Source organism: Pseudarthrobacter sp. S9, assembly GCF_050156545.1.
Lineage (GTDB): Bacteria > Actinomycetota > Actinomycetes > Actinomycetales > Micrococcaceae > Arthrobacter.
In genome coordinates, this window is sequence record NZ_CP189576.1 from 4,119,255 (window position 1) to 4,137,656 (window position 18,402).

Here is an 18,402-nt window from a genome sequence, read left to right on the forward strand (position 1 = left end):
TGTTTCCCTTGCCGCGTGGCCCATACCGTGTTTCCCGAAGGACAGTGCGAAGATTAACTGTGGTTCAACAATCCTTTGCAGCGCGCGCCTACCGCGATGACGCCGTCGTGCTGCGCACCCACAAGCTGGGCGAGGCGGACCGCATCATCACGCTGCTGACTAAACACCACGGCCAGGTCCGCGCCGTGGCCAAGGGGGTCCGCCGCACCAGCAGCCGCTTCGGCGCCAGGCTCGAGCCCTTCATGGTTGCCGACCTCCAGCTGATTTCCGGGCGCACCCTGGACATTGTCACGCAGGCTGTCGCCAAGGGAGCCTACGGCGGGAACATCGCCGCCGACTACGGCCGCTACACGGTGGCCGCTGCGATGACGGAGACCGCCGAGAAGCTCACCGACGTCGACGGCGAATCCGGAACCGCCCAGTACAGCCTCCTCGTGGGCGCCCTGGCATCGCTGAGCCGGGGCGACCACGCCTCGGAGCTCATCCTGGATTCCTACCTGCTCCGCGCTTTGTCCACCGGAGGCTGGGCCCCCAGTTTCACTGACTGCGCGCGCTGCGGCGCGGCCGGGCCGCACAATGCCTTCTCCGCGCCGCTCGGCGGTATGGTGTGCCCCGACTGCCGGCCGCCGGGTTCTCCGGCCCCCGCCGCGGAAACCGTCCGCCTCCTTGGCGCGCTGCTCACCGGGAACTGGCCGACGGCGGACGCTTCCGAACCCGTCCACCGCCGTGAAGCCGCCGGCCTGGTGGCCAGCTACCTGCAATGGCATTTGGAACGTGTCCTGAAGTCCCTCAAACATGTGGAGCGAACTTAACCGTGGCGTTGGGAAGGAACCTGGGAAGAAGCCTGGGAAAGAAGAAGAGCCCGGTCCAGCCTCGGAGCGCTCCCGTGGTGGCCCCGTACCCGCACCCCTCCGGCGCCGTCCCGCCCGCCATCCCGGCGGAGTTCATTCCGCGGCACGTTGCGATCGTCATGGACGGCAACGGCCGCTGGGCCAACCAGCGCGGGTTGCCGCGGATTGAGGGCCACAAGGCGGGCGAGCCTGCCCTGCTGGATGTCATGGCCGGCGCGATCGAGCTCGGGATCGAGTACGTCAGCGTCTACGCCTTCTCCACCGAGAACTGGCGCCGTTCGCCGGAAGAAGTCCGCTTCCTGATGGGATTTAACAAGGATGTGCTGCGGCGCCAGCGGAACCAGCTGGATGAATGGGGCGTCCGCATCCGCTGGTCCGGCAGGCGTCCGAAGCTCTGGGGCTCGGTCATCCGTGAGCTGGAAGAAGCCGAGGACTACACCCGGGGCAACAGCACCTGTACGTTGAACATGTGTGTTAATTACGGCGGCCGCGCCGAGATCGCCGACGCCGTGTCCGCGATCGCGGAGGAGGTGGCGGCGGGGCGCCTCAAGCCCGGGGCCATTACCGAGAAGACCATCCAGAAGTACCTGGATGAGCCCGACCTCCCTGATGTCGACCTGTTCCTGCGCAGCTCCGGCGAACAGCGGCTGTCCAACTTCATGCTGTGGCAGTCCGCCTACGCCGAATTCGTGTTCCTGGACACGCTCTGGCCCGATGTGGACCGGCGCACGCTGTGGGACGCCGTGGAGATCTACGCGCAGCGGGACCGCCGCTACGGCGGGGCCGTCGACGCCGCTCCCGCTGCCGCCAGCCCGGGCGCCTAGCCCGGGGACAATCTGTTCAGTCAGTGGTCCGGGCAATCAGTTAGCGCCGTCAATCCGGATGGGACCGCAGCCAGAGGACGAGGTCCTCATAGGCTTCCTGCCGCACCGCACGGCGGGACAGGAAGACATCGTGGATGGCCCCCGGGTACCGGAAAACGGACGTCCGGCGGCCCAGCCCGAGCGCCCGGCGGGCGGTTTCGTCCACGTCGATCACGGCGTCCAGGTGCATCATTTCCTCGGACCATTCGCCCTGGATCCGGGTCCGCCCGGACAGCATCACGAGTACCGGCTCGCGGATCTGCAGCCTGCGCTCCACCGCCGCATGCCGGCCAGGACGGCCCTGGCCCAGCCGGCCCTGATCGGGAACGACGCCGACGGCCGCCAGACCGGGTCCACTGTCCACTCGCCGTGCGCCTGGTCGCTCACGCTTTCCCAGTAGCAGGGCATGCCGGGCAGCAGGAACGGGCGCCGCGGGTCCGTCCTCGCCAGCGGCTCCACGAGGTGCATCGCGATCCTCCGGATCAGGCTGCTGCCCTGCAGTTCCAGCCAGGGCGCATTCAGGATCAGGGTACCCAGCCGGCCCGGGTGCCGGTCTGCCCACAGCGCCGCCACCAGGCCGCCAAAGGAATGCGCCACGATGTGCACGGTCGGCGCCGGCGCGGCCCGCGCGCAGGGCCACGTCGGCGCCGATGGCTGTGAGGGCAGCTTCGATGTCCTCGTCGTAGACGGCCAGATCCGTTTGTAGCCAGGAGTCTGCCAGTCCCGCAGGCTGCGTCCGAACTTCCGCAGGTCGAGCGCATAGAAGTGGACGCCGCCGGCCCCGAGCCGTTCGGCGAGCTCGGCCTGCAGGAAGTAGTCCGCCCAGCCAGCCGTGCAGGTAGAGGACAACATGCGCGGCTGCTTCCCGCCCGGGCGCCTGGTGGTGGCCTCCGGTCCGCGGCGGCTGGCGAAGCAGCCGCCGGACGGTCGCGAGCAGCCGGGCTCCAGGCGGGTCGGTTCCCGGCGGTCCCGCGGCCGGGACGTGACGGATGAGCGTGGCGCTGACCGGTCCCTCGTCGTCGGGAGCCACGGTCAGCTCCAAGGCTTCGAAGCCGCGCCCCAGAGCGTCCTGTCTCCACCCGGGAAGCGCCGCGGTCGCCGTCACGCCGTCACGCCGTCGTCCAGGACATAGGCCCTTATCCAGCGGGACAGCCGGGCGTAGGCATCCGCGCGGACGCCCGGCGCGGACAGGAATACATCGTGCAGGGCGCCGTCGATCCGCTCCAGGGTCACCGTGCGGCCCAGGCTCAGCGCGCGGAGGGCGATCGTGTTCACATCCAGGACCGCGTCCATGCGGCGCATGGACTCCTTCCAGATCATCCCGTTGGCGCTGGCCCCCGAGATGAGCACGAGGATCGGGACGTCGATGTTCAGCCCGCGGGCCACCTTGGCCTGGCCGGCGAGCACGGCACTGAGCCAGCCGGCGCGGACCGGGAAGGCATGCGGCGGCCGGTAGTTGTCGTCCAGGGCCCACTCGCCCTCGGCCGAGTTGCTGATGCTGCGCCAGTAGAACGCCCGCTCGGGGAGGCGGATCACGGATTCGGGCCAGAACCGTGCGAACGGCTCCACCATGGTCCGGGCGGCGCGGCGCAGCGCGGGGCTGCCGTGCACTTCCAGCCACGGGCTGTCGAGGACCAGCTGCGCGGCCACCCCGGGGTGGCGGCTGGCCCACAATGCTGCAATCAGGCCGCCGGTGGAGTGACCCATCAGTGTCAGCGGCGGCGGGGCCGAACCTTCGGACCGGAGCAAAGCGATGATGCCGATCGCCCGCGTGATCTCGGCGTCGTAGTCCTCCAGATCGGCCACATAACCGCCGTGGGTGCCCGGCCGCAGGCTACGGCCGTGATTGTGCATGTCCAGCGCGAAGAATTCGAATCCCTGGCCCGTCCAGAACTCAGCGAGCTCCTCATTGAAGAAGTAGTCGCTCCAGCCGTGCAGGAACAGCACGGCCCGCTTCGCTTCCCGGCCGGCTCCGTCAACCGGTCCCTGGCGCCGTTTTTTGCGGCGCTGTTCCTCGCCTTCGGCCGATTCGTGTCCGCTCTCTCCGGCCGCGCGGGGAACATGCCGCACCAGGGTGGCCGTCCTTTGCACGCCGTCCGGGCCCGCCGCCTGGAAGGCGCAGGCCTCGAAATCGTCCCCCAGAATGTCCGTCTGCCATTCCATCTTGTGCTCCTATGCGGACGGCGCCGCGGCACGGCCCGCCGAACGGCCGGAGAAGAGGCACCCGCCGAGGAACGTCCCCTGCCCTGCCGCCCTTCCAACACCGTCGTCGCTGGTCATGGCTTCATGCTAACGCGCCTCCGCGCCGCCGGCTGGCGGGTCAGCCAGCGGCGCGGCCGGCGCCTCCCGGACGAGCCGGTGATCGGTCACACGGGCACCCCACGGGTATGCGGGTTTGGTCTGGGCGGTCCGAACCGGAAAACTAGAGCCATGCGCGTATATCCGACTTTCTTCCGGCTGGCCTTCTCATGGATGGACGCCGAACGCGCCCATAAGATCGGCTTCAAGGTCATCCGGCTGGCCCACAGCTGCGGTGCCGGACGGGTGCTGCAGAAATTCACGGCCCCCGCGGCCTCCCTGCAGACCGAGGCGTTCGGCCTGACGTTCCCCTCGCCCTTCGGGCTGGCTGCCGGCTTCGACAAGGAGGGCCACGGCATCGAGGCGCTGACCGAGCTCGGCTTCGGCCACGTGGAAGTCGGAACCATCACCGGGCAGGCCCAGCCCGGCAATCCGGCGCCCCGGCTGTTCCGCCTCGTGGAGGACAGGGCCGTGATCAACCGGATGGGCTTCAACAACGACGGCGCTGCCGCGGTGGCGCCGCGGCTCAAGTCCGCCCGGGCTGCCCTGCAGCGGCACAGTCCCGCCGTGCGTCCCGTGATCGGGGTCAACATCGGCAAGAGCAAAGTCGTGGAGCTTGAGGACGCGGTTACGGATTACCTGATCAGCGCCCGCAGCCTGGCGCCGGCGGCGGACTACCTCGTGGTGAACGTCAGCTCCCCGAACACGCCCGGGCTCCGGCTGCTGCAGGACGTGGAGACGCTGCGGCCCCTGCTGCAGGCGGTGGGGGAGGAGGCGGACAAGTCGGCGGGCCGCCATGTGCCGCTGCTGGTCAAGATCGCGCCGGACCTCAGCGATGAGGACATCGACGACGTCGCGCGCCTGGCGCTGGACCTGAAGCTGGACGGCATCATCGCTACCAACACCACCATCGGCCGTGGCGGACTTGTCTCGAGTGCTGACAAAGTTCAGGCCTGCGGCGCCGGCGGGCTCTCCGGGGCGCCCCTGAAGACGCGCTCCCTCGAAGTGCTGAGAAGGCTCAAAGCCGCCACGGGCGGCGCGCTGACTCTGATATCCGTGGGCGGCGTCGAATCAGTGCAGGACGTCCAGGAACGGCTCGACGCCGGCGCCACCTTGGTGCAGGGGTACACGGCCTTCCTCTACGAGGGACCTTTCTGGGCCGGACGCATCAACCGGCTCCTGGCCAAGCACCCCAGCCGGCGCTAGGCGCCGCCGGCCATGGAGAAGCCCCCGGCAGCCAGCTGCCGGGGGCTTCTCCATGGCCGGCGGTCCGCAACCCTGCGGACCGCCCCGGGACATCGGATCAGGCGGGGAACTCTCCACGCTTGACCAGGGGTTTGGGCAGGCGCAGGCGGCGGAACTGCAGCGAACGCATCGACCCGTACCAGACGGTTCCGCGTTCGGCGTCGCCGAACTTCTCGCCCAGGCGCTTCTTGAGTTTGCGGGACAGGATGAAGACGTCCACAAAGACCGCCAGGAACATGACCCAGAACCCGCCCAGGACGTAAATCATCTGCTCGCTGGAGGCCGGCACCAGGAGCGAGATGACAACGAACAGCAGGGCGCCGAACATGAGGTATTCGCCGAGGCTGAAGCGGGCGTCCACGTAGTCGCGCGCAAAGCGCTTCTGCGGGCCCTTGTCACGCAGCGGCAGGAATTTCTCGTCCCCGGTGTCCAGGGCCTGCCGCATCTTGAGCCGCTGGTCCTGCACGGCCGCGCGTTCCGCGGCCTTGGATGCCTTGCGGTCCTCCGGCACAAGCGGGCGCTTGCGGGCGGCCACTTGGGCGCTGCGCTTGGGCGTGGGTGCGCCCTTGCCGGTCGCGGCATCCCGGGCTGTTGCCTCGGCCGCCTGCTGGTCAACTACGTCCTGCGCCGATGGCGCTTCTTTTTTACGTCCAAACACCCCTAAAGAATACCCCGCGGTTGCGGACGCGAGACCCAGTACACACGGCATGCGGCCCGCGATGGCGCTGTTTGTAGTGATCCGGGACACGGGTAGTGTTTTGGCCATGACTTCATCAACCGCGGGGAACCCGCAGACCACTATCGGCCACGTCGGAAACTTCGACGCCGAGGCCCTCCGTCAGGCCGTCACCGAATCGTTCGATGAAACGATCAGCCAGTTGACGGACCTCGTGGCCATTCCGGGTATCGCCTGGCCCAGCTTCGATCCCGCACCGCTGAACGCCAGCGCCGACGCCGTCGCCGAACTCGTGCGTGCCAGCGGCTTCGACGACGTCCGGATTCTGCGGTGCGACAAGGAGGACGGCACCCCCGGCGGTCCCGCCGTCGTCGCCCGCCGTCCGGCCGCCGAGGGCAGGCCGACGATTCTTCTGTACGCTCACCACGACGTCCAGCCCACCGGCGATCTGGCGTTGTGGGAAACCGAGCCGTTCACCGCCGTCGAACGCGACGGACGCCTCTACGGCCGCGGCGCCGCGGACGACAAGGCCGGGATCCTCGCCCACATCGCAGCCTATGCCGCGGTGACCCGGGTGTTGGGGGATGAGCTGGGCCTCGGCGTGACCTTCTTCTTCGAAGGCGAGGAGGAAGCCGGTTCGCCGACGTTCCGCTCCTTCCTGGAGACCCACCGTGAACTGCTGCGCTCGGATGTGATCGTGGTCGCCGACTCCAGCAACTGGAAGGTCGGCGTGCCGGCGCTGACCACGAGCCTGCGGGGCCTCGTGGACGGCACCATCGAGGTCAAGGTCCTGGACCACGCCGTGCACTCCGGCATGTTCGGCGGGCCGGTGCTGGATGCCCCGACGCTGCTTTCGCGGCTGATCGCCACCCTGCACGAGGCCGACGGCAGCGTCGCGATTGAGGGCCTGGTCAGCCGGGACGACGTGGCCGTCGACCTGACCGAGGAAGAGTACCGTGCCGACGCTTCCGTGCTCGACGGCGTGAAGCTCGCCGGAACGGGGACCATCGCCTCGCGCATGTGGACCAAGCCGGCCCTGTCCATCATCGGCTTCGATGCCCCCGCTGTGGACGTCGCCGCCAACACGCTGCTGCCGCGGGCGCGCGCCAAATTCAGCCTGCGCCTGGCGCCCGGGCAGGATCCGGCCGCGGCCATGGACGCCGTGCGCAGGCACGTGGAAGGCAACGCGCCCTTCGGCGCCCAGGTGGTGTTCACCCCGGGGGAGAGCGGCAACTCCTTCCTGACGGACACCGGCTCCCAGGCCGCAAGCTTTGCCATGTGGGCCCTCGGGGAGGCATGGGGCGTGCCGGCCGTCGAGATGGGGATCGGCGGCTCGATTCCCTTCATCGCGGATCTGACCGAACTGTACCCGGACGTGCAGATCCTCGTCACCGGGGTGGAGGATCCCGATTCCCGCGCGCACAGCGCCAACGAATCGCTCCACCTGGGAGACTTCAGGAACGCCATCATTGCCGAGGCGCTGCTGCTGGCCCGCCTGAACGAGGAAGGCGTGGCCTGACCGGCCGCCTGACCTGCCCGGCTGAATGTTCCCCGGAATGGTTCCTGGGGAACATCCAGCCGGCTGCGACGGTTACGTCTGGAGTTAGAGCTACAGGGCTGATCGACGTAGCATGTAGCTATAGCCCATACCGTTTAAGCCCATACTGTTAAGTAGGGCGGGCACCGTGAGAGCGGAGCCGCCACCACCGTTGCAAGAAGGTAGGCCATGAGCACTACAACCAATGAAAACAGCGCCGACAGCACCGTCACGACGGCCGAAGAGTTGGCCACCCACGAGGTCCAGCTGACTGACGTCGCGGCCGGCAAGGTCCGCAGCCTCCTCGAGCAGGAAGGCCGCACCGATCTGCGCCTCCGTGTTGCCGTGCAGCCCGGCGGTTGCTCCGGCCTGATCTATCAGCTCTACTTCGACGAGAGGCTCCTCGACGGAGACGCCGTCCGCGACTACGACGGCGTGGAAGTTGTCGTCGACAAGATGAGCGTCCCGTACCTCAGCGGGGCCAGCATCGACTTCGAGGACACCATCTCCAAGCAGGGCTTCACGATCGACAATCCGAATGCCGGAGGCTCCTGCGCTTGCGGTGATTCCTTCCACTAAGGCCGGGCACGCTGCCCGGCCTTAGTGCCGTACGGATTCCGGCTGATGGGGCTCCAAAAAGGGGCCCCGACGCACGGTGCGGACATGTGGGCGAAAACTCCCGGGGAGCGGTAAGCTCTACACCGAGTAGTAAAACTTTTCGTGTGTCCTGACCGTCATCGGCGGCAGGGCGACAGCAACAAGTAGGAAGGGCCGTCTGTGAGTTCGCAGAACCGAACCGGCAGCCGACGCAAACAGATCACTACGATCACTGGCTTGGCACTAGCCGGCGCGTTGGCTTTGACTGGATGTTCACCAGAGGTACAGAAAGGGTGGCTGCCCACAGAGCGTGGCACCACCAATCACACTGACCGCATCATGGACCTCTGGGTCAACTCATGGATTGCCGCGCTGGTCGTCGGCATCATTACCTGGGGCCTGATGATCTGGTGCATCGTCGCTTACCGTCGCCGGAAGGGCACCGTAGGTTTCCCCCGACAGAGCAGCTTTAACCTGCCGCTTGAGGTCTTCTACCTCACGATCCCGCTCTTCATGGTCCTGGTGTTCTTCTACTTCACAGACCGCGACCAGCAGTCGATCGATGACCGCTCCAAGCCTGCCGACGTCGTCGTCGATGTCCGCGCTAAGCAGTGGGCCTGGGACTTCAACTACAAGAAGGGCGACGTCGTCACCGGCGACGTCCACGAGGCCGGCGTCCAGGCGCACCTCACCGGGAACGACGTGGACAAGGAAAAGCTGCCCACCCTGTACCTCCCGGTGAACAAGTCCGTGGACCTTGAGCTGAACGCACGCGACGTCATCCACTCCTTCTGGGTCCCCGCGTTCCTGCAGAAGCGGGACATGATCCCCGGCAAGACCAACTACATCAGGTTCACCCCCACCAGGGAGGGAACCTACGACGGCAAGTGCGCCGAACTCTGTGGCGAGTACCACTCCGAAATGCTGTTCCGCGTCAAGGTCGTCTCCGATTCGGAGTTCACGGCGCACATGGACAAGCTGCGCCAGGACGGGAACACCGGCCTGCTCGGTGAAGAGTACGACCGCAACCCGGCCCCGACCGAAACCAAGTAAGGGGAGCGACGTGGCAACATACACTCAATCCGCCGGGATCCTCGAGGCTCCCGTAGTACCAAGGTCCAAGGGGCGCATCGTCGTCAACTGGATCACCTCGACCGACCACAAGACGATCGGGTACATGTACCTGATCGCGTCGTTCATCTTCTTCTGCTTCGGTGGCATCATGGCGCTGCTGATCCGTGCCGAGCTCTTCGAGCCCGGCATGCAGATCCTGCAGACCAAAGAGCAGTACAACCAGCTCTTCACCATGCACGGCACCGTCATGCTCCTGATGTTCGCGACGCCGCTGTTCGCCGGCTTCACGAACGTCATCATGCCGCTCCAGCTCGGCGCACCCGACGTCGCGTTCCCGCGACTGAACGCCCTGGCCTTCTGGTTCTTCCTCTTCGGCTCCACGATTGCCGTCTCCGGGTTCATCACCCCGCAGGGTGCGGCATCGTTCGGCTGGTTCGCCTACGCGCCGCTGAACAACACGACGTTCAGCCCGGGTGTGGGCGGTGACCTCTGGACCTTCGGCCTGGCGCTCTCCGGCTTCGGCACCATCCTCGGTGCGGTCAACTTCATCACCACGATCATCTGCATGCGCGCCCCGGGCATGACCATGTGGCGCATGCCGATCTTCACCTGGAACGCGCTGGTAACGTCCATCCTCGTCCTCATGGCCTTCCCGCCATTCGCCGCCGCGCTGTTTGCGCTCGGCGCCGACCGCCGCTTCGGCGCGCACATCTTCGACCCCGAAAACGGCGGTGCCGTCCTCTGGCAGCACCTGTTCTGGTTCTTCGGCCACCCGGAGGTCTACATCATCGCGCTGCCGTTCTTCGGCATCGTGTCCGAGATCTTCCCGGTCTTCAGCCGCAAGCCGATCTTCGGCTACAAGGGCCTCGTCTACGCAACGATCTCCATCGCCGCGCTGTCCGTGACGGTGTGGGCACACCACATGTACGTCACCGGATCGGTACTGCTGCCGTTCTTCTCCTTCATGACGATGCTGATCGCCGTTCCGACCGGTGTGAAGTTCTTCAACTGGATCGGCACCCTGTGGCGGGGTTCCATCACCTTTGAGACCCCCATGCTCTGGAGCATCGGCTTCCTGGCGACCTTCCTGTTCGGTGGCCTGACGGGCATCATCCTGGCGTCCCCGCCGCTGGACTTCCACGTCTCGGACTCCTACTTCGTGGTGGCACACTTCCACTACGTGGTCTTCGGCACCGTCGTGTTCGCCATGTTCGCCGGCTTCTACTTCTGGTGGCCCAAGTGGACCGGCAAAATGCTCAACGAACGCCTCGGCAAGATCCACTTCTGGATGCTGTTCCTCGGCTTTCACGGCACCTTCCTCATCCAGCACTGGCTGGGTGTTGAGGGCATGCCCCGCCGCTACGCGGACTACATGCCGCAGGACAACTTCACGTGGATGAACCAGTTCTCCACGTACGCCTCCTTCCTGCTGGGCGCCTCGCTGATCCCGTTCTTCTGGAACATCTACATCACCTGGCGCAGCAACGAGCGCGTTGAAGTGGATGACCCGTGGGGCTTCGGCGCCTCGCTGGAGTGGGCTACGTCCTGCCCGCCGCCGCGCCACAACTTCACGTCGCTGCCGCGCATCCGATCCGAGCGCCCCGCCCTGGACCTTCACCACCCGGAGCTCTCCCTGTCTTACGTCATCGAGTCTCCTGCTCCGGCAGCAGCAGTCCTCGGTAACGCCGCCCGGAAGGACGCCGCAAAGTGAAAATCGAATCAAGGATTTTTGGCCTCGGTGCCTTCTTCTTCGTGCCGGTCGCCTTTATCTACGGTTATCTGACCCACTGGACTGAATGGGTCGGTACCCTGGCCGTGCTGCTGGTCGGCGGCCTCGTGGGCATGATCGGTGCCTACCTCGGTTTCACCGGCCGGCGCGTAGGTATGCGTCCCGAGGACCGCAATGACGCCGAGATCCACGAAGGAGCCGGCGAGCAGGGTCACTTCAGCCCCTGGAGCTGGTGGCCGATGGTCCTGGGCCTCGCGTGTGCCGCGGGATTCCTCGGCTTGGCCATGGGATTCTGGATCACCTTTATCGGCGGCGGCCTCGCCGTGGTGGCCCTCGTTGGCTGGGTCTACGAGTACAGCCGCGGTGACCACGCGCACTAGCGTCCAAGCAGACACCGGCTCGCAGAACTTATTGCGACAGACGACGGCGGGCCCCACCATTGGTGGGGCCCGCCGTCGTCTGTGCTGTGACCACCTAGCAGGCCGTGGCGGACTCCAGGAGGGTGCGGAGGCCATCGAGGGCGTGCTCGGCGTCGGCGAGGCTGTAGCGGGCGGGAAGGGCCTCGGGTGCAACGGCCAGTTCTACTTCACAGCCGCAATAGAAGTCTTCCGTCATGACCTCCAGCAGCGAGCGGGCGTCCACGCCCGGCTTGCCGTCCTTGCTGATCGTCACCGCCAGCCCGGTCGCCGTGACGGCCCGGACAAACACGGCCGCCGGCCGCGCATGCAGGCCGATGGCCGCCTGGACGATTGCCTTCCGTACTGGCAACGGGACTCCTTAGGTTTTGACAGATTCGTGCTGGCGGATATCTTTTGACGGATATTGCGGCGGTCCTGTCCGCCTCCGTTGGCTCCCTTAAAGGTTAGCCGCGCGGGCAGGACCGGGACGAAATGCGAAGCCGGAGTGGTCTAGACCTGAGCCCGGAGTGGCCTACCCTTGTCATATGAGTGAATTCCCCAGGCGGAACCATGGCGTCGTCTAACGCATCCCGGATGGCCGGTGAGATCGACCGGCAGAGCGGCACCCCGATCTACGTGCAGTTGCGGGAAATCCTTAGGGCCCACATCGTGGCGGCCTGCCCGCCAGGCTCAGCCCTGCCGTCCGAGCGCGACCTCGCAGAGCGGTTCGGGCTCGCGCGGATGACGGTGCGGCAGGCCATCGACGCGCTGGTGGGCGAGGAAGTCATCGAGCGGGTCGTAGGTCTAGGCACCTTTGTCCGGAAACCGAAGCTGGACCTTCAAGTCAAGCTGACCTCCTACAGCGAAGAGATGCAGCGCCGCGGCATGGTTCCGGCCGCCAAGGTGCTCAGCTTCGAACAGATCGGGGCCAGCGCCTTCCTGGCCCGAGAACTCCAACTGGACGAAGGAACGCCCCTGGTCCGCTTCCGGCGCCTGCTGCTCGCCGACAACGAGCCCATGAGTGTGGACGAAAACTTCATTCCGGCGCACCGGGTTCCCGGCCTGCTCGACGGCGAGCCGCCCACCTCGCTATACAACGTGCTGAGCGAGCGCTACGGACTCGTCATGGAATGGGGCGAGGACATGATCGAGGCGACGGCGGCGTCACCCTCGACGGCGCGGCTGCTCAACGTCGAGGTCGGTTCGCCGCTGCTGAAGATCCAGCGCCACGCCTTTGTCGCCAGGGCGATGGTTGACTACTCGGTGTCCTACTACCGCGCGGACCGCTACAAGCTGTGGGTGCCGCTGCAGCGTCCCGGCGTCCGTCCCACCCGGAACTACGCCTCGGGGTATCGCCAGTAGTAAAGCAAGGCGGGGTCACGTCGCGCCCGTCCCGATGAGGAACATGGGCGCGACGTGACCCCGCGTCTTGGTCTGTCGGGTGGTACGCGGAAGGCCCGGTCCCAAGGGGACCGGGCCTTCCGCGTTGATGCCGTGGAGCTGCCTAGTGGCTGAGTGACTTCTGCGACTCGGCCGGCTCGATCGCCTCGTGGTGGCCATGGGCCGCCTCGAGCTCCGCAGGGGACGCGGGAGCAACCCGGTCCTCGAAGAACCACTGCGAGATCTTCGCGCGGCGATTTTCCTTGCGGTCGACGACGCCGTGTTCGTTCGGCACCGCGGCGAGCGGAACCGGCGACTCGAAGCCGACCAGCTTGTAGCGCTTGTACTCGTCCAGCGGTGCGTGGACCTCGATGAACTCGCCGTGCGGCAGGCGCACGATGCGGCCGGTTTCGCGGCCGTGGAGGGCAATCTCGCGGTCCTTGCGCTGCAGGGCCAGGGCCACACGCTTCGTCACGGCGAAGGCGATGATCGGGCCGACGAAGAACAGGGCTCGAAGCCAGTAGGTGACATCGTTCAGAGCCACGTGGAAGCTGGTGGCGATGAGGTCTGAGCCAGCGGCGGCCCACATGACGCAGTACCAGGTGAAGCCAGCCACGCCGATCGCGGTCCGCGTTGGCGCGTTACGCGGCCGGTCCAGGACGTGGTGCTCGCGGTTGTCCTTGGTGATCCACCGCTCAAGCCAGGGATACGTGAACAGAACCGTGAAGATGATGCCTGCCGGAACCAGAGCCGGGAGCAGCACGTTCAGCGTCAGCACGTGCCCGAAGATCACGTACTCGAAGTGGAAGTTCCCAATCACACCGGGCATCAGGCGCAACGCACCGTCAACGAAGCCGATGTACCAGTCAGGCTGCGTGCCGGCGGATACGGGAGAGGGGTCGTACGGACCGTAGTTCCAGATCGGGTTGATGGTGAAGAACCCGGCCATGATCGCGATGACACCGAAGACGATGAAGAAGAATCCACCGGCCTTGGCCGCGTAGACGGGGCCCAGGGGGTAGCCGACGACGTTGCCGTCATTGCGGCCCGGTCCGGGGTACTGGGTGTGCTTGTGCACCACAACCATGAAGAGGTGCATCACGATCATCAGCAGGATCATCGCGGGTACCAGCAGGATGTGGAGCGTGTACAGGCGGGGGATGATCATCGTTCCGGGGAACTCGCCACCGAAGAGGAAGAACGAGGTGTACGTGCCGATGACAGGGATGGACTTGATGACGCCGTCGATGATGCGCAGGCCGTTGCCGGAGAGCAGGTCATCGGGGAGGGAGTAGCCGGTGAATCCCTCAGCCATGGCCAGGATCAGCAGGACACCGCCCACCACCCAGTTCATTTCGCGGGGTTTGCGGAAGGCGCCGGTGAAGAAGACGCGGAGCATGTGAACACCGAGGGACGCCACGAAGAGCAGAGCTGCCCAGTGGTGGACCTGGCGCATGAACAGCCCGCCACGGACATCAAAGGAGATGTTCAGGGATGAGTTGAACGCGGCAGACATTTCGACGTTTCGCAGCGGCGTATACGAGCCAGCGTAGTGCGTCTCCACCATGGACGGATCGAAGAAGAAGGTGAGGAAGGTGCCGGACAGGAGCAGGATGACGAAGGAGTAAAGCGCCACTTCGCCGAACATGAATGACCAGTGGTCCGGGAAGACCTTGCGGCCAAATTCACGGAGGATTCCGGATCCGCCGACGCGCTCGTCAACGAAGTCGGTGATACGGCCGCCCTTAGTTTTGGCGACGAAGGCGGGGGCTTTAGCTGTTGATGTTGCGCTCATGCTCATCACGCTCCCAGTAGCTCGGTCCAACAGGTTCATGGAAGTCGCTGGTGGCGACCAGGTAGCCCTCGGCGTCGACTGCGATCGGCAGTTGGGGGAGAGGCCGGCTGGCCGGGCCAAAGATAACCTTGCATTCCTGGGTCAGGTCGAAGGTTGACTGGTGGCACGGGCACAGCAGGTGGTGGGTCTGCTGCTCGTAAAGTGCAACAGGGCAACCGACGTGGGTGCAGATCTTTGAGTAGGCGACGATCCCGTTGTAGCTCCAGTCCTCGCGGCCGGCGGAGGGCTTGAGGGAGTCCGGGTTCAGGCGCATGAGCAGAACGACGGCCTTGGCCTTTTCGTTCAGCTTGCCTTCCTGGAGCTCGTTCAGGCCTTCCGGGATGACGTGGAAGGCGGAGCCGATGGTGACGTCCGTGGCCTTGATGGGGGTGCCATCGGGGTCGCGGGTCAGCCGCTTGAGCTTGCCCTCCTGAGGTGCCCACATCGTGTGTGCCAGCTTGTCGTCAGGACGGGGACCGAGGTCACCGAAGACGGCCAGGGCCGGCAGGGGAGCGAGTGCGACGGCGCCCAGAAGGGTGTTGCGGATCAGCGGCCGGCGCTTGATGCCGGTTTCCTCCACGATGTCGTCCACAATCCGGACGGCAGCCAGCCGGTCTTCCTCGGTGCGGATCGCATGACGCTCTTCCGAGACTTCATGGTCCGGCATGAGGGCCTTGGCCCAGTGGACGATCCCGGTGCCGATGCCCAGCATCGCGAATGCGGTGCCGATGCCCAGCAGCGCGTTCTGCAGCCGGATCGTGGCGATCGAGGAGTCATGCCCAAGATCGATGGCGAAGTACGCCACCAGGAATATCAGCGTGCCAACGACCGAGCTCCCGAAAAGAAGGGCTACCTGCCGTTCTGCTCGCTTTGCGGCCCTTGGGTCCGTGTCAGCCAGGCGCAAACGATGCGGGGGAATTCCAGGATCCTGGAACTTCTCCACCTCGCTCTGACCAGCCGTAGCTACGGTGCCCGAGTGGCTCGGACTGCCGTCACTATGGTTGCCCATAATTCGCCTCATCCTTCTCTCGTCCCGGCGTTTGCCGGGTTAGTTTTCAATTCAAACTGCTGACGGGTCAGCAGAAAATTCTTACAGGTGCAAGGTCCGCTTAGGACGTCCGGGACGTCAGCCAGATGGTGAAGGCGATAATGACGCCCAGGCCGGCGATCCATACAAAGAGACCTTCGGAGACCGGACCCAAAGCACCAAGATCGGCGCCGCCGGGCGAACCGTTGGCCTCGATCTGCTTCAGGAAGGTGATGATGTCGCGCTTGCCCTCAGGGGAGACGTTCGCGTCATTGAAGACCGGCATGTTCTGCGGGCCGGTGACCATGGCTTCGTAGATGTGCTTGCCGGAGACGTCCGCCAGGGCCGGGGCGAACTTGCCCCGGGTCAGCGCACCGCCGGCAGCGGCAGCGTTGTGGCACATGGCGCAGTTTGTGCGGAACAGCTCGCCGCCTTTGGCGGCGTCGCCCTTTTCATCGAGGACACCCGCCTCCGGGATGGACGGGCCGGGGCCGAGCGAGGCAACATAAGCGGCCAGCTTGTGGGTCTGTTCCTCATTGAACTGGGCGGGCTTCTGGTATGCCTGCGGGCCGTTCATCTGCATGGGCATACGTCCGGTGCCGACCTGGAAGTCAACGGCGGCTGCGCCGACGCCGACTAGTGAGGGTCCGGCCTGCGATCCGCTGGCACCCATGCCGTGGCATGTGGCGCAGTTGGCGGCAAAGAGCTTGCCGCCTTCCTCTGCGTCGCTTGCGCTGAAGCTTGTGGTGTCGGCCTTGGCCTGATTGACGGTGGTGGCAACGGCGTACAGCCCACCAGTGACCAAGAGGCCCAGCAGCAGAAGTGCAATTGCTGCCAGTGGGTGACGTCGCTTCTGCGAGAGTGCCTTCACGTGGTGGTTCCTTTATTCGATCCTGCGTTGGCTCCGGGAGCCGCTTCTTGAAATTCTGCCGCTTGTAGAAAAGCCGCTTGTAGAAAAAGAGTCAAGGCTTGGCTACTTGAGGACGTAGATGACCAGGAAGAGGCCGATCCAAACGACGTCGACGAAGTGCCAGTAGTACGAGGTGACGATCGCTGAGGTTGCCTCAAAGTGGCCGAACTTCTTCGCTGCGAAGGAGCGGCCGATGATGAGCAGGAAGGCAATCAGGCCGCCGATGACGTGCAGGCCGTGGAAGCCCGTGGTGATGTAGAACGATGAACCGTAGGCGTTGGAGGAGAGCGAAACATGCTCGGAAACGAGCATGGCGTACTCGGTCGCCTGGCCGGCCACGAAGAAGGAACCCATGAGGAACGTGAGGGTGAACCATCCGTTCATCCCCCAGCGGGTGAAGCTCAGGCGTCCTCCGGTGCGGCGCGGCTGAAGCCGCTCGGCGGCGAAGACGCCCATCTGGCAAGTAAAGGAACTTGCCACGAGGACGATGGTGTTAACGAGCGCAAAGGGGAAGTTGAGCTTCGTTGTCTCCTCGGCCCACATCTGTCCGGAAGTCGAACGGAGTGTGAAGTACATGGCGAAGAGACCGGCGAAGAACATCAACTCACTGGACAGCCACACAACGGTTCCAACAGAAACCATGTTCGGGCGGTTCAGCGTCGGGTGCGCCGGGGTACTGGGGGCATGGGTCGCAGATGTCACATAGACATTATGTCTATAAAAGTCCGTCCTGCCCAACGCAAACGGCGTTTTCGGAGGACTTTTTCTACAAAGACGCGAATTCGCGCGGAAAAGTTCCCGGACCCGTTCACATTGGTCTTTGCGATGCCCGCCTCGATAGCATCAGGACGTGACTTCTCAGGCATCTGCACAGCCGGCAGGCAACACCTGGCCGCGGCTCATCAACGCACTCATCAACGGTACGGATCTCACGGCCGGCAACACCGGGTGGGCGATGAACTCGATCATGTCCGGTGAAGCAACGCCGGCACAGGTGGCCGGCTTCCTGGTGGCGCTGCGCTCCAAGGGTGAGACCGTGGATGAGCTGGTCGGGCTGGTTGAGGCGATGATCACCAACGCCAACCCCATTGATATTGCCGGCGAGAAGCTGGACATCGTCGGAACCGGCGGAGACCAGCACAACACCGTCAACATCTCCACGATGGCCGCGCTGATATCTGCCGGCGCCGGGGCCAGGGTGGTCAAGCACGGCAACCGTGCGGCTTCCTCCACTACCGGATCCGCAGACGTCCTGGAAGCCCTTGGCGTCCGGCTGGACCTGCCGATTCCCCGGGTTGCACTGAACGCGGAGGAAGCCGGAATCACCTTCTGCTTCGCACAGGTGTTCCACCCCTCGATGCGGCACGCCGCCGTCGCCCGCCGCGAACTGGGCGTGCCGACGGCCTTTAACTTCCTGGGCCCCATGATCAACCCCGCGAACGTGCAGGCCTCGGCGGTGGGGGTCGCCAATGAGCAGATGGCTCCGCTGGTGGCCGGCGTGCTGGCCAGGCGCGGCAGCCGCGGACTCGTGTTCCGCGGAAGCGACGGACTGGACGAACTTACCACCACCGGCCCGTCCCGCATCTGGGAAATCCGGAACGGCCAGGTTACCGAGGAGATGTTCGATCCGCGTGAGCTGGGCATCCGTCCGGCGACGCTGGCAGAGCTGCGCGGCGGCGACGCGGCGGCCAACGCCGCCGTCGTCCGTGCCGTTCTGTCCGGCGCCCCCGGGCCGGCGCGCGACGCCGCGCTGCTCAACGCCGCAGCCGGTCTGGTGGCGTTCGATCTCGATGCCGTGGGTCCGCTCGTGGAGCGCATGGCCGCCGCGTTGAAGCGTGCCGAAGAGTCCATTGCGTCCGGCGCGGCAGCGGCCGTGCTGGACAGGTGGGTCGCCCTCTCGCAGGTCGCCTGACGTACTCACGGCCACGCGGCCCGAGGATTCTCGGGGAAGAGACTTAAAGAGGGGCGGGCCCGGCAGCATGT

The 18,402-nt window shown here is 65.7% G+C and carries 19 protein-coding genes; 10 read left to right on the plus strand and 9 right to left on the minus strand.

Translation table 11 applies throughout. The annotated features are described in order from the left end of the window. The first annotated feature begins 59 nt into the window (after positions 1–59). Both recO and ACQCSY_RS19820 read left to right on the plus strand, forming a co-directional pair. The gene (recO, locus tag ACQCSY_RS19815; protein WP_427131461.1) at positions 60–812 is read left to right on the plus strand and encodes a DNA repair protein RecO; all 753 of its coding nucleotides are present in this window, start codon (positions 60–62) and stop codon (positions 810–812) included. An 8-nt stretch (positions 813–820) separates the two neighbouring features. After that, a complete protein-coding gene (locus ACQCSY_RS19820; protein WP_427135955.1) occupies positions 821–1,675 on the plus strand; it encodes an isoprenyl transferase in 855 nt (284 codons plus the stop codon). Between the two features lie 49 nt (positions 1,676–1,724). On the opposite strand, the gene ACQCSY_RS19825 is transcribed toward ACQCSY_RS19820, so the two are convergent. The 3 genes from ACQCSY_RS19825 to ACQCSY_RS19835 form a co-directional block, all read right to left on the minus strand. Beyond that, entirely contained in the window at positions 1,725–1,991 is a 267-nt protein-coding gene (locus ACQCSY_RS19825; protein WP_427131463.1) for a hypothetical protein, read from the minus strand. Then, entirely contained in the window at positions 1,952–2,566 is a 615-nt protein-coding gene (locus ACQCSY_RS19830) for an alpha/beta fold hydrolase (RefSeq protein ID WP_427131465.1), read from the minus strand. The genes ACQCSY_RS19825 and ACQCSY_RS19830 overlap by 40 nt, the downstream gene beginning before the upstream one ends. A 249-nt stretch (positions 2,567–2,815) precedes the next feature. After that, positions 2,816–3,877 (minus strand): alpha/beta hydrolase, encoded by a 1,062-nt coding sequence (locus tag ACQCSY_RS19835; RefSeq protein ID WP_427131467.1) that lies wholly within the window; start codon positions 3,875–3,877, stop codon positions 2,816–2,818. 267 nt (positions 3,878–4,144) lie between these two features. On the opposite strand from ACQCSY_RS19835, the gene ACQCSY_RS19840 reads away from it, so the two are divergent. Next, positions 4,145–5,218: a quinone-dependent dihydroorotate dehydrogenase gene (locus ACQCSY_RS19840; protein WP_427131469.1), complete on the plus strand. Its 1,074-nt coding sequence runs from the start codon at positions 4,145–4,147 to the stop codon at positions 5,216–5,218. A 97-nt stretch (positions 5,219–5,315) separates the two neighbouring features. Here ACQCSY_RS19840 and ACQCSY_RS19845 read toward each other — a convergent pair whose 3' ends face one another. Next, positions 5,316–5,915 (minus strand): DUF3043 domain-containing protein, encoded by a 600-nt coding sequence (locus ACQCSY_RS19845; protein WP_427131471.1) that lies wholly within the window; start codon positions 5,913–5,915, stop codon positions 5,316–5,318. 106 nt (positions 5,916–6,021) lie between these two features. Here ACQCSY_RS19845 and ACQCSY_RS19850 point away from each other — a divergent pair, with 106 nt between their 5' ends. The 5 genes from ACQCSY_RS19850 (at position 6,022) to ACQCSY_RS19870 (ending at position 11,250) form a co-directional block, all read left to right on the plus strand. Further along, positions 6,022–7,452 carry a dipeptidase gene (locus ACQCSY_RS19850; RefSeq protein ID WP_427131473.1) on the plus strand — a complete coding sequence of 477 codons (1,431 nt, stop codon included), beginning with the start codon at positions 6,022–6,024 and terminating at the stop codon, positions 7,450–7,452. A 207-nt stretch (positions 7,453–7,659) separates the two neighbouring features. Beyond that, positions 7,660–8,049 carry a HesB/IscA family protein gene (locus ACQCSY_RS19855; RefSeq protein ID WP_427131475.1) on the plus strand — a complete coding sequence of 130 codons (390 nt, stop codon included), beginning with the start codon at positions 7,660–7,662 and terminating at the stop codon, positions 8,047–8,049. A 198-nt stretch (positions 8,050–8,247) separates the two neighbouring features. Then, positions 8,248–9,120 (plus strand): cytochrome c oxidase subunit II, encoded by an 873-nt coding sequence (gene coxB, locus ACQCSY_RS19860; RefSeq protein WP_427131476.1) that lies wholly within the window; start codon positions 8,248–8,250, stop codon positions 9,118–9,120. A gap of 10 nt (positions 9,121–9,130) precedes the next feature. Next, positions 9,131–10,852 carry a cytochrome c oxidase subunit I gene (ctaD, locus tag ACQCSY_RS19865; protein WP_427131478.1) on the plus strand — a complete coding sequence of 574 codons (1,722 nt, stop codon included), beginning with the start codon at positions 9,131–9,133 and terminating at the stop codon, positions 10,850–10,852. Next, positions 10,849–11,250, plus strand: coding sequence for a cytochrome c oxidase subunit 4 (locus ACQCSY_RS19870; protein ID WP_427131480.1), 402 nt, complete (start codon positions 10,849–10,851; stop codon positions 11,248–11,250). Before ctaD ends, ACQCSY_RS19870 begins: the two co-directional genes overlap by 4 nt. A 94-nt stretch (positions 11,251–11,344) precedes the next feature. On the opposite strand, the gene ACQCSY_RS19875 is transcribed toward ACQCSY_RS19870, so the two are convergent. Continuing rightward, positions 11,345–11,638, minus strand: coding sequence for an HPr family phosphocarrier protein (locus tag ACQCSY_RS19875; protein WP_427131482.1), 294 nt, complete (start codon positions 11,636–11,638; stop codon positions 11,345–11,347). Between the two features lie 200 nt (positions 11,639–11,838). Here ACQCSY_RS19875 and ACQCSY_RS19880 point away from each other — a divergent pair, with 200 nt between their 5' ends. Continuing rightward, positions 11,839–12,630 carry a GntR family transcriptional regulator gene (locus ACQCSY_RS19880; RefSeq protein ID WP_427131484.1) on the plus strand — a complete coding sequence of 264 codons (792 nt, stop codon included), beginning with the start codon at positions 11,839–11,841 and terminating at the stop codon, positions 12,628–12,630. Positions 12,631–12,772: 142 nt separating this feature from the next. Here the strand turns inward: ACQCSY_RS19880 and ACQCSY_RS19885 are convergent, their stop codons facing one another. The 4 genes from ACQCSY_RS19885 to ACQCSY_RS19900 form a co-directional block, all read right to left on the minus strand. Next, complete coding sequence (locus ACQCSY_RS19885) at positions 12,773–14,443, minus strand: cytochrome b (protein WP_427131486.1); 1,671 nt, start codon at positions 14,441–14,443, stop codon at positions 12,773–12,775. Further along, the gene (locus ACQCSY_RS19890; protein ID WP_427131488.1) at positions 14,421–15,491 is read right to left on the minus strand and encodes a Rieske 2Fe-2S domain-containing protein; all 1,071 of its coding nucleotides are present in this window, start codon (positions 15,489–15,491) and stop codon (positions 14,421–14,423) included. The genes ACQCSY_RS19885 and ACQCSY_RS19890 overlap by 23 nt, the downstream gene beginning before the upstream one ends. 100 nt (positions 15,492–15,591) lie before the next feature. After that, positions 15,592–16,380 (minus strand): c-type cytochrome, encoded by a 789-nt coding sequence (locus ACQCSY_RS19895; protein ID WP_427131490.1) that lies wholly within the window; start codon positions 16,378–16,380, stop codon positions 15,592–15,594. A 102-nt stretch (positions 16,381–16,482) separates the two neighbouring features. Beyond that, on the minus strand, positions 16,483–17,157 hold the full coding sequence (locus ACQCSY_RS19900) for a cytochrome c oxidase subunit 3 (RefSeq protein WP_427131492.1): 675 nt from the start codon (positions 17,155–17,157) through the stop codon (positions 16,483–16,485). 112 nt (positions 17,158–17,269) lie between these two features. Between ACQCSY_RS19900 and trpD the strand changes: the two genes are divergently transcribed. Next, complete coding sequence (gene trpD / locus ACQCSY_RS19905) at positions 17,270–18,331, plus strand: anthranilate phosphoribosyltransferase (protein ID WP_427131494.1); 1,062 nt, start codon at positions 17,270–17,272, stop codon at positions 18,329–18,331. Positions 18,332–18,402 lie beyond the last annotated feature (71 nt).

Coding starts and splice junctions, on each gene's coding strand:
- ACQCSY_RS19830 (WP_427131465.1), bottom strand. CDS start 2,566: ATGTTGTCCTCTACCTGCACGGCTGGCTGGGCGGACTACTTCCTGCAG.
- ACQCSY_RS19855 (WP_427131475.1), top strand. CDS start 7,660: ATGAGCACTACAACCAATGAAAACAGCGCCGACAGCACCGTCACGACG.
- ACQCSY_RS19835 (WP_427131467.1), bottom strand. CDS start 3,877: ATGGAATGGCAGACGGACATTCTGGGGGACGATTTCGAGGCCTGCGCC.
- ACQCSY_RS19880 (WP_427131484.1), top strand. CDS start 11,839: ATGGCGTCGTCTAACGCATCCCGGATGGCCGGTGAGATCGACCGGCAG.
- ACQCSY_RS19850 (WP_427131473.1), top strand. CDS start 6,022: ATGACTTCATCAACCGCGGGGAACCCGCAGACCACTATCGGCCACGTC.
- ACQCSY_RS19885 (WP_427131486.1), bottom strand. CDS start 14,443: ATGAGCGCAACATCAACAGCTAAAGCCCCCGCCTTCGTCGCCAAAACT.
- ACQCSY_RS19890 (WP_427131488.1), bottom strand. CDS start 15,491: ATGGGCAACCATAGTGACGGCAGTCCGAGCCACTCGGGCACCGTAGCT.
- ACQCSY_RS19840 (WP_427131469.1), top strand. CDS start 4,145: ATGCGCGTATATCCGACTTTCTTCCGGCTGGCCTTCTCATGGATGGAC.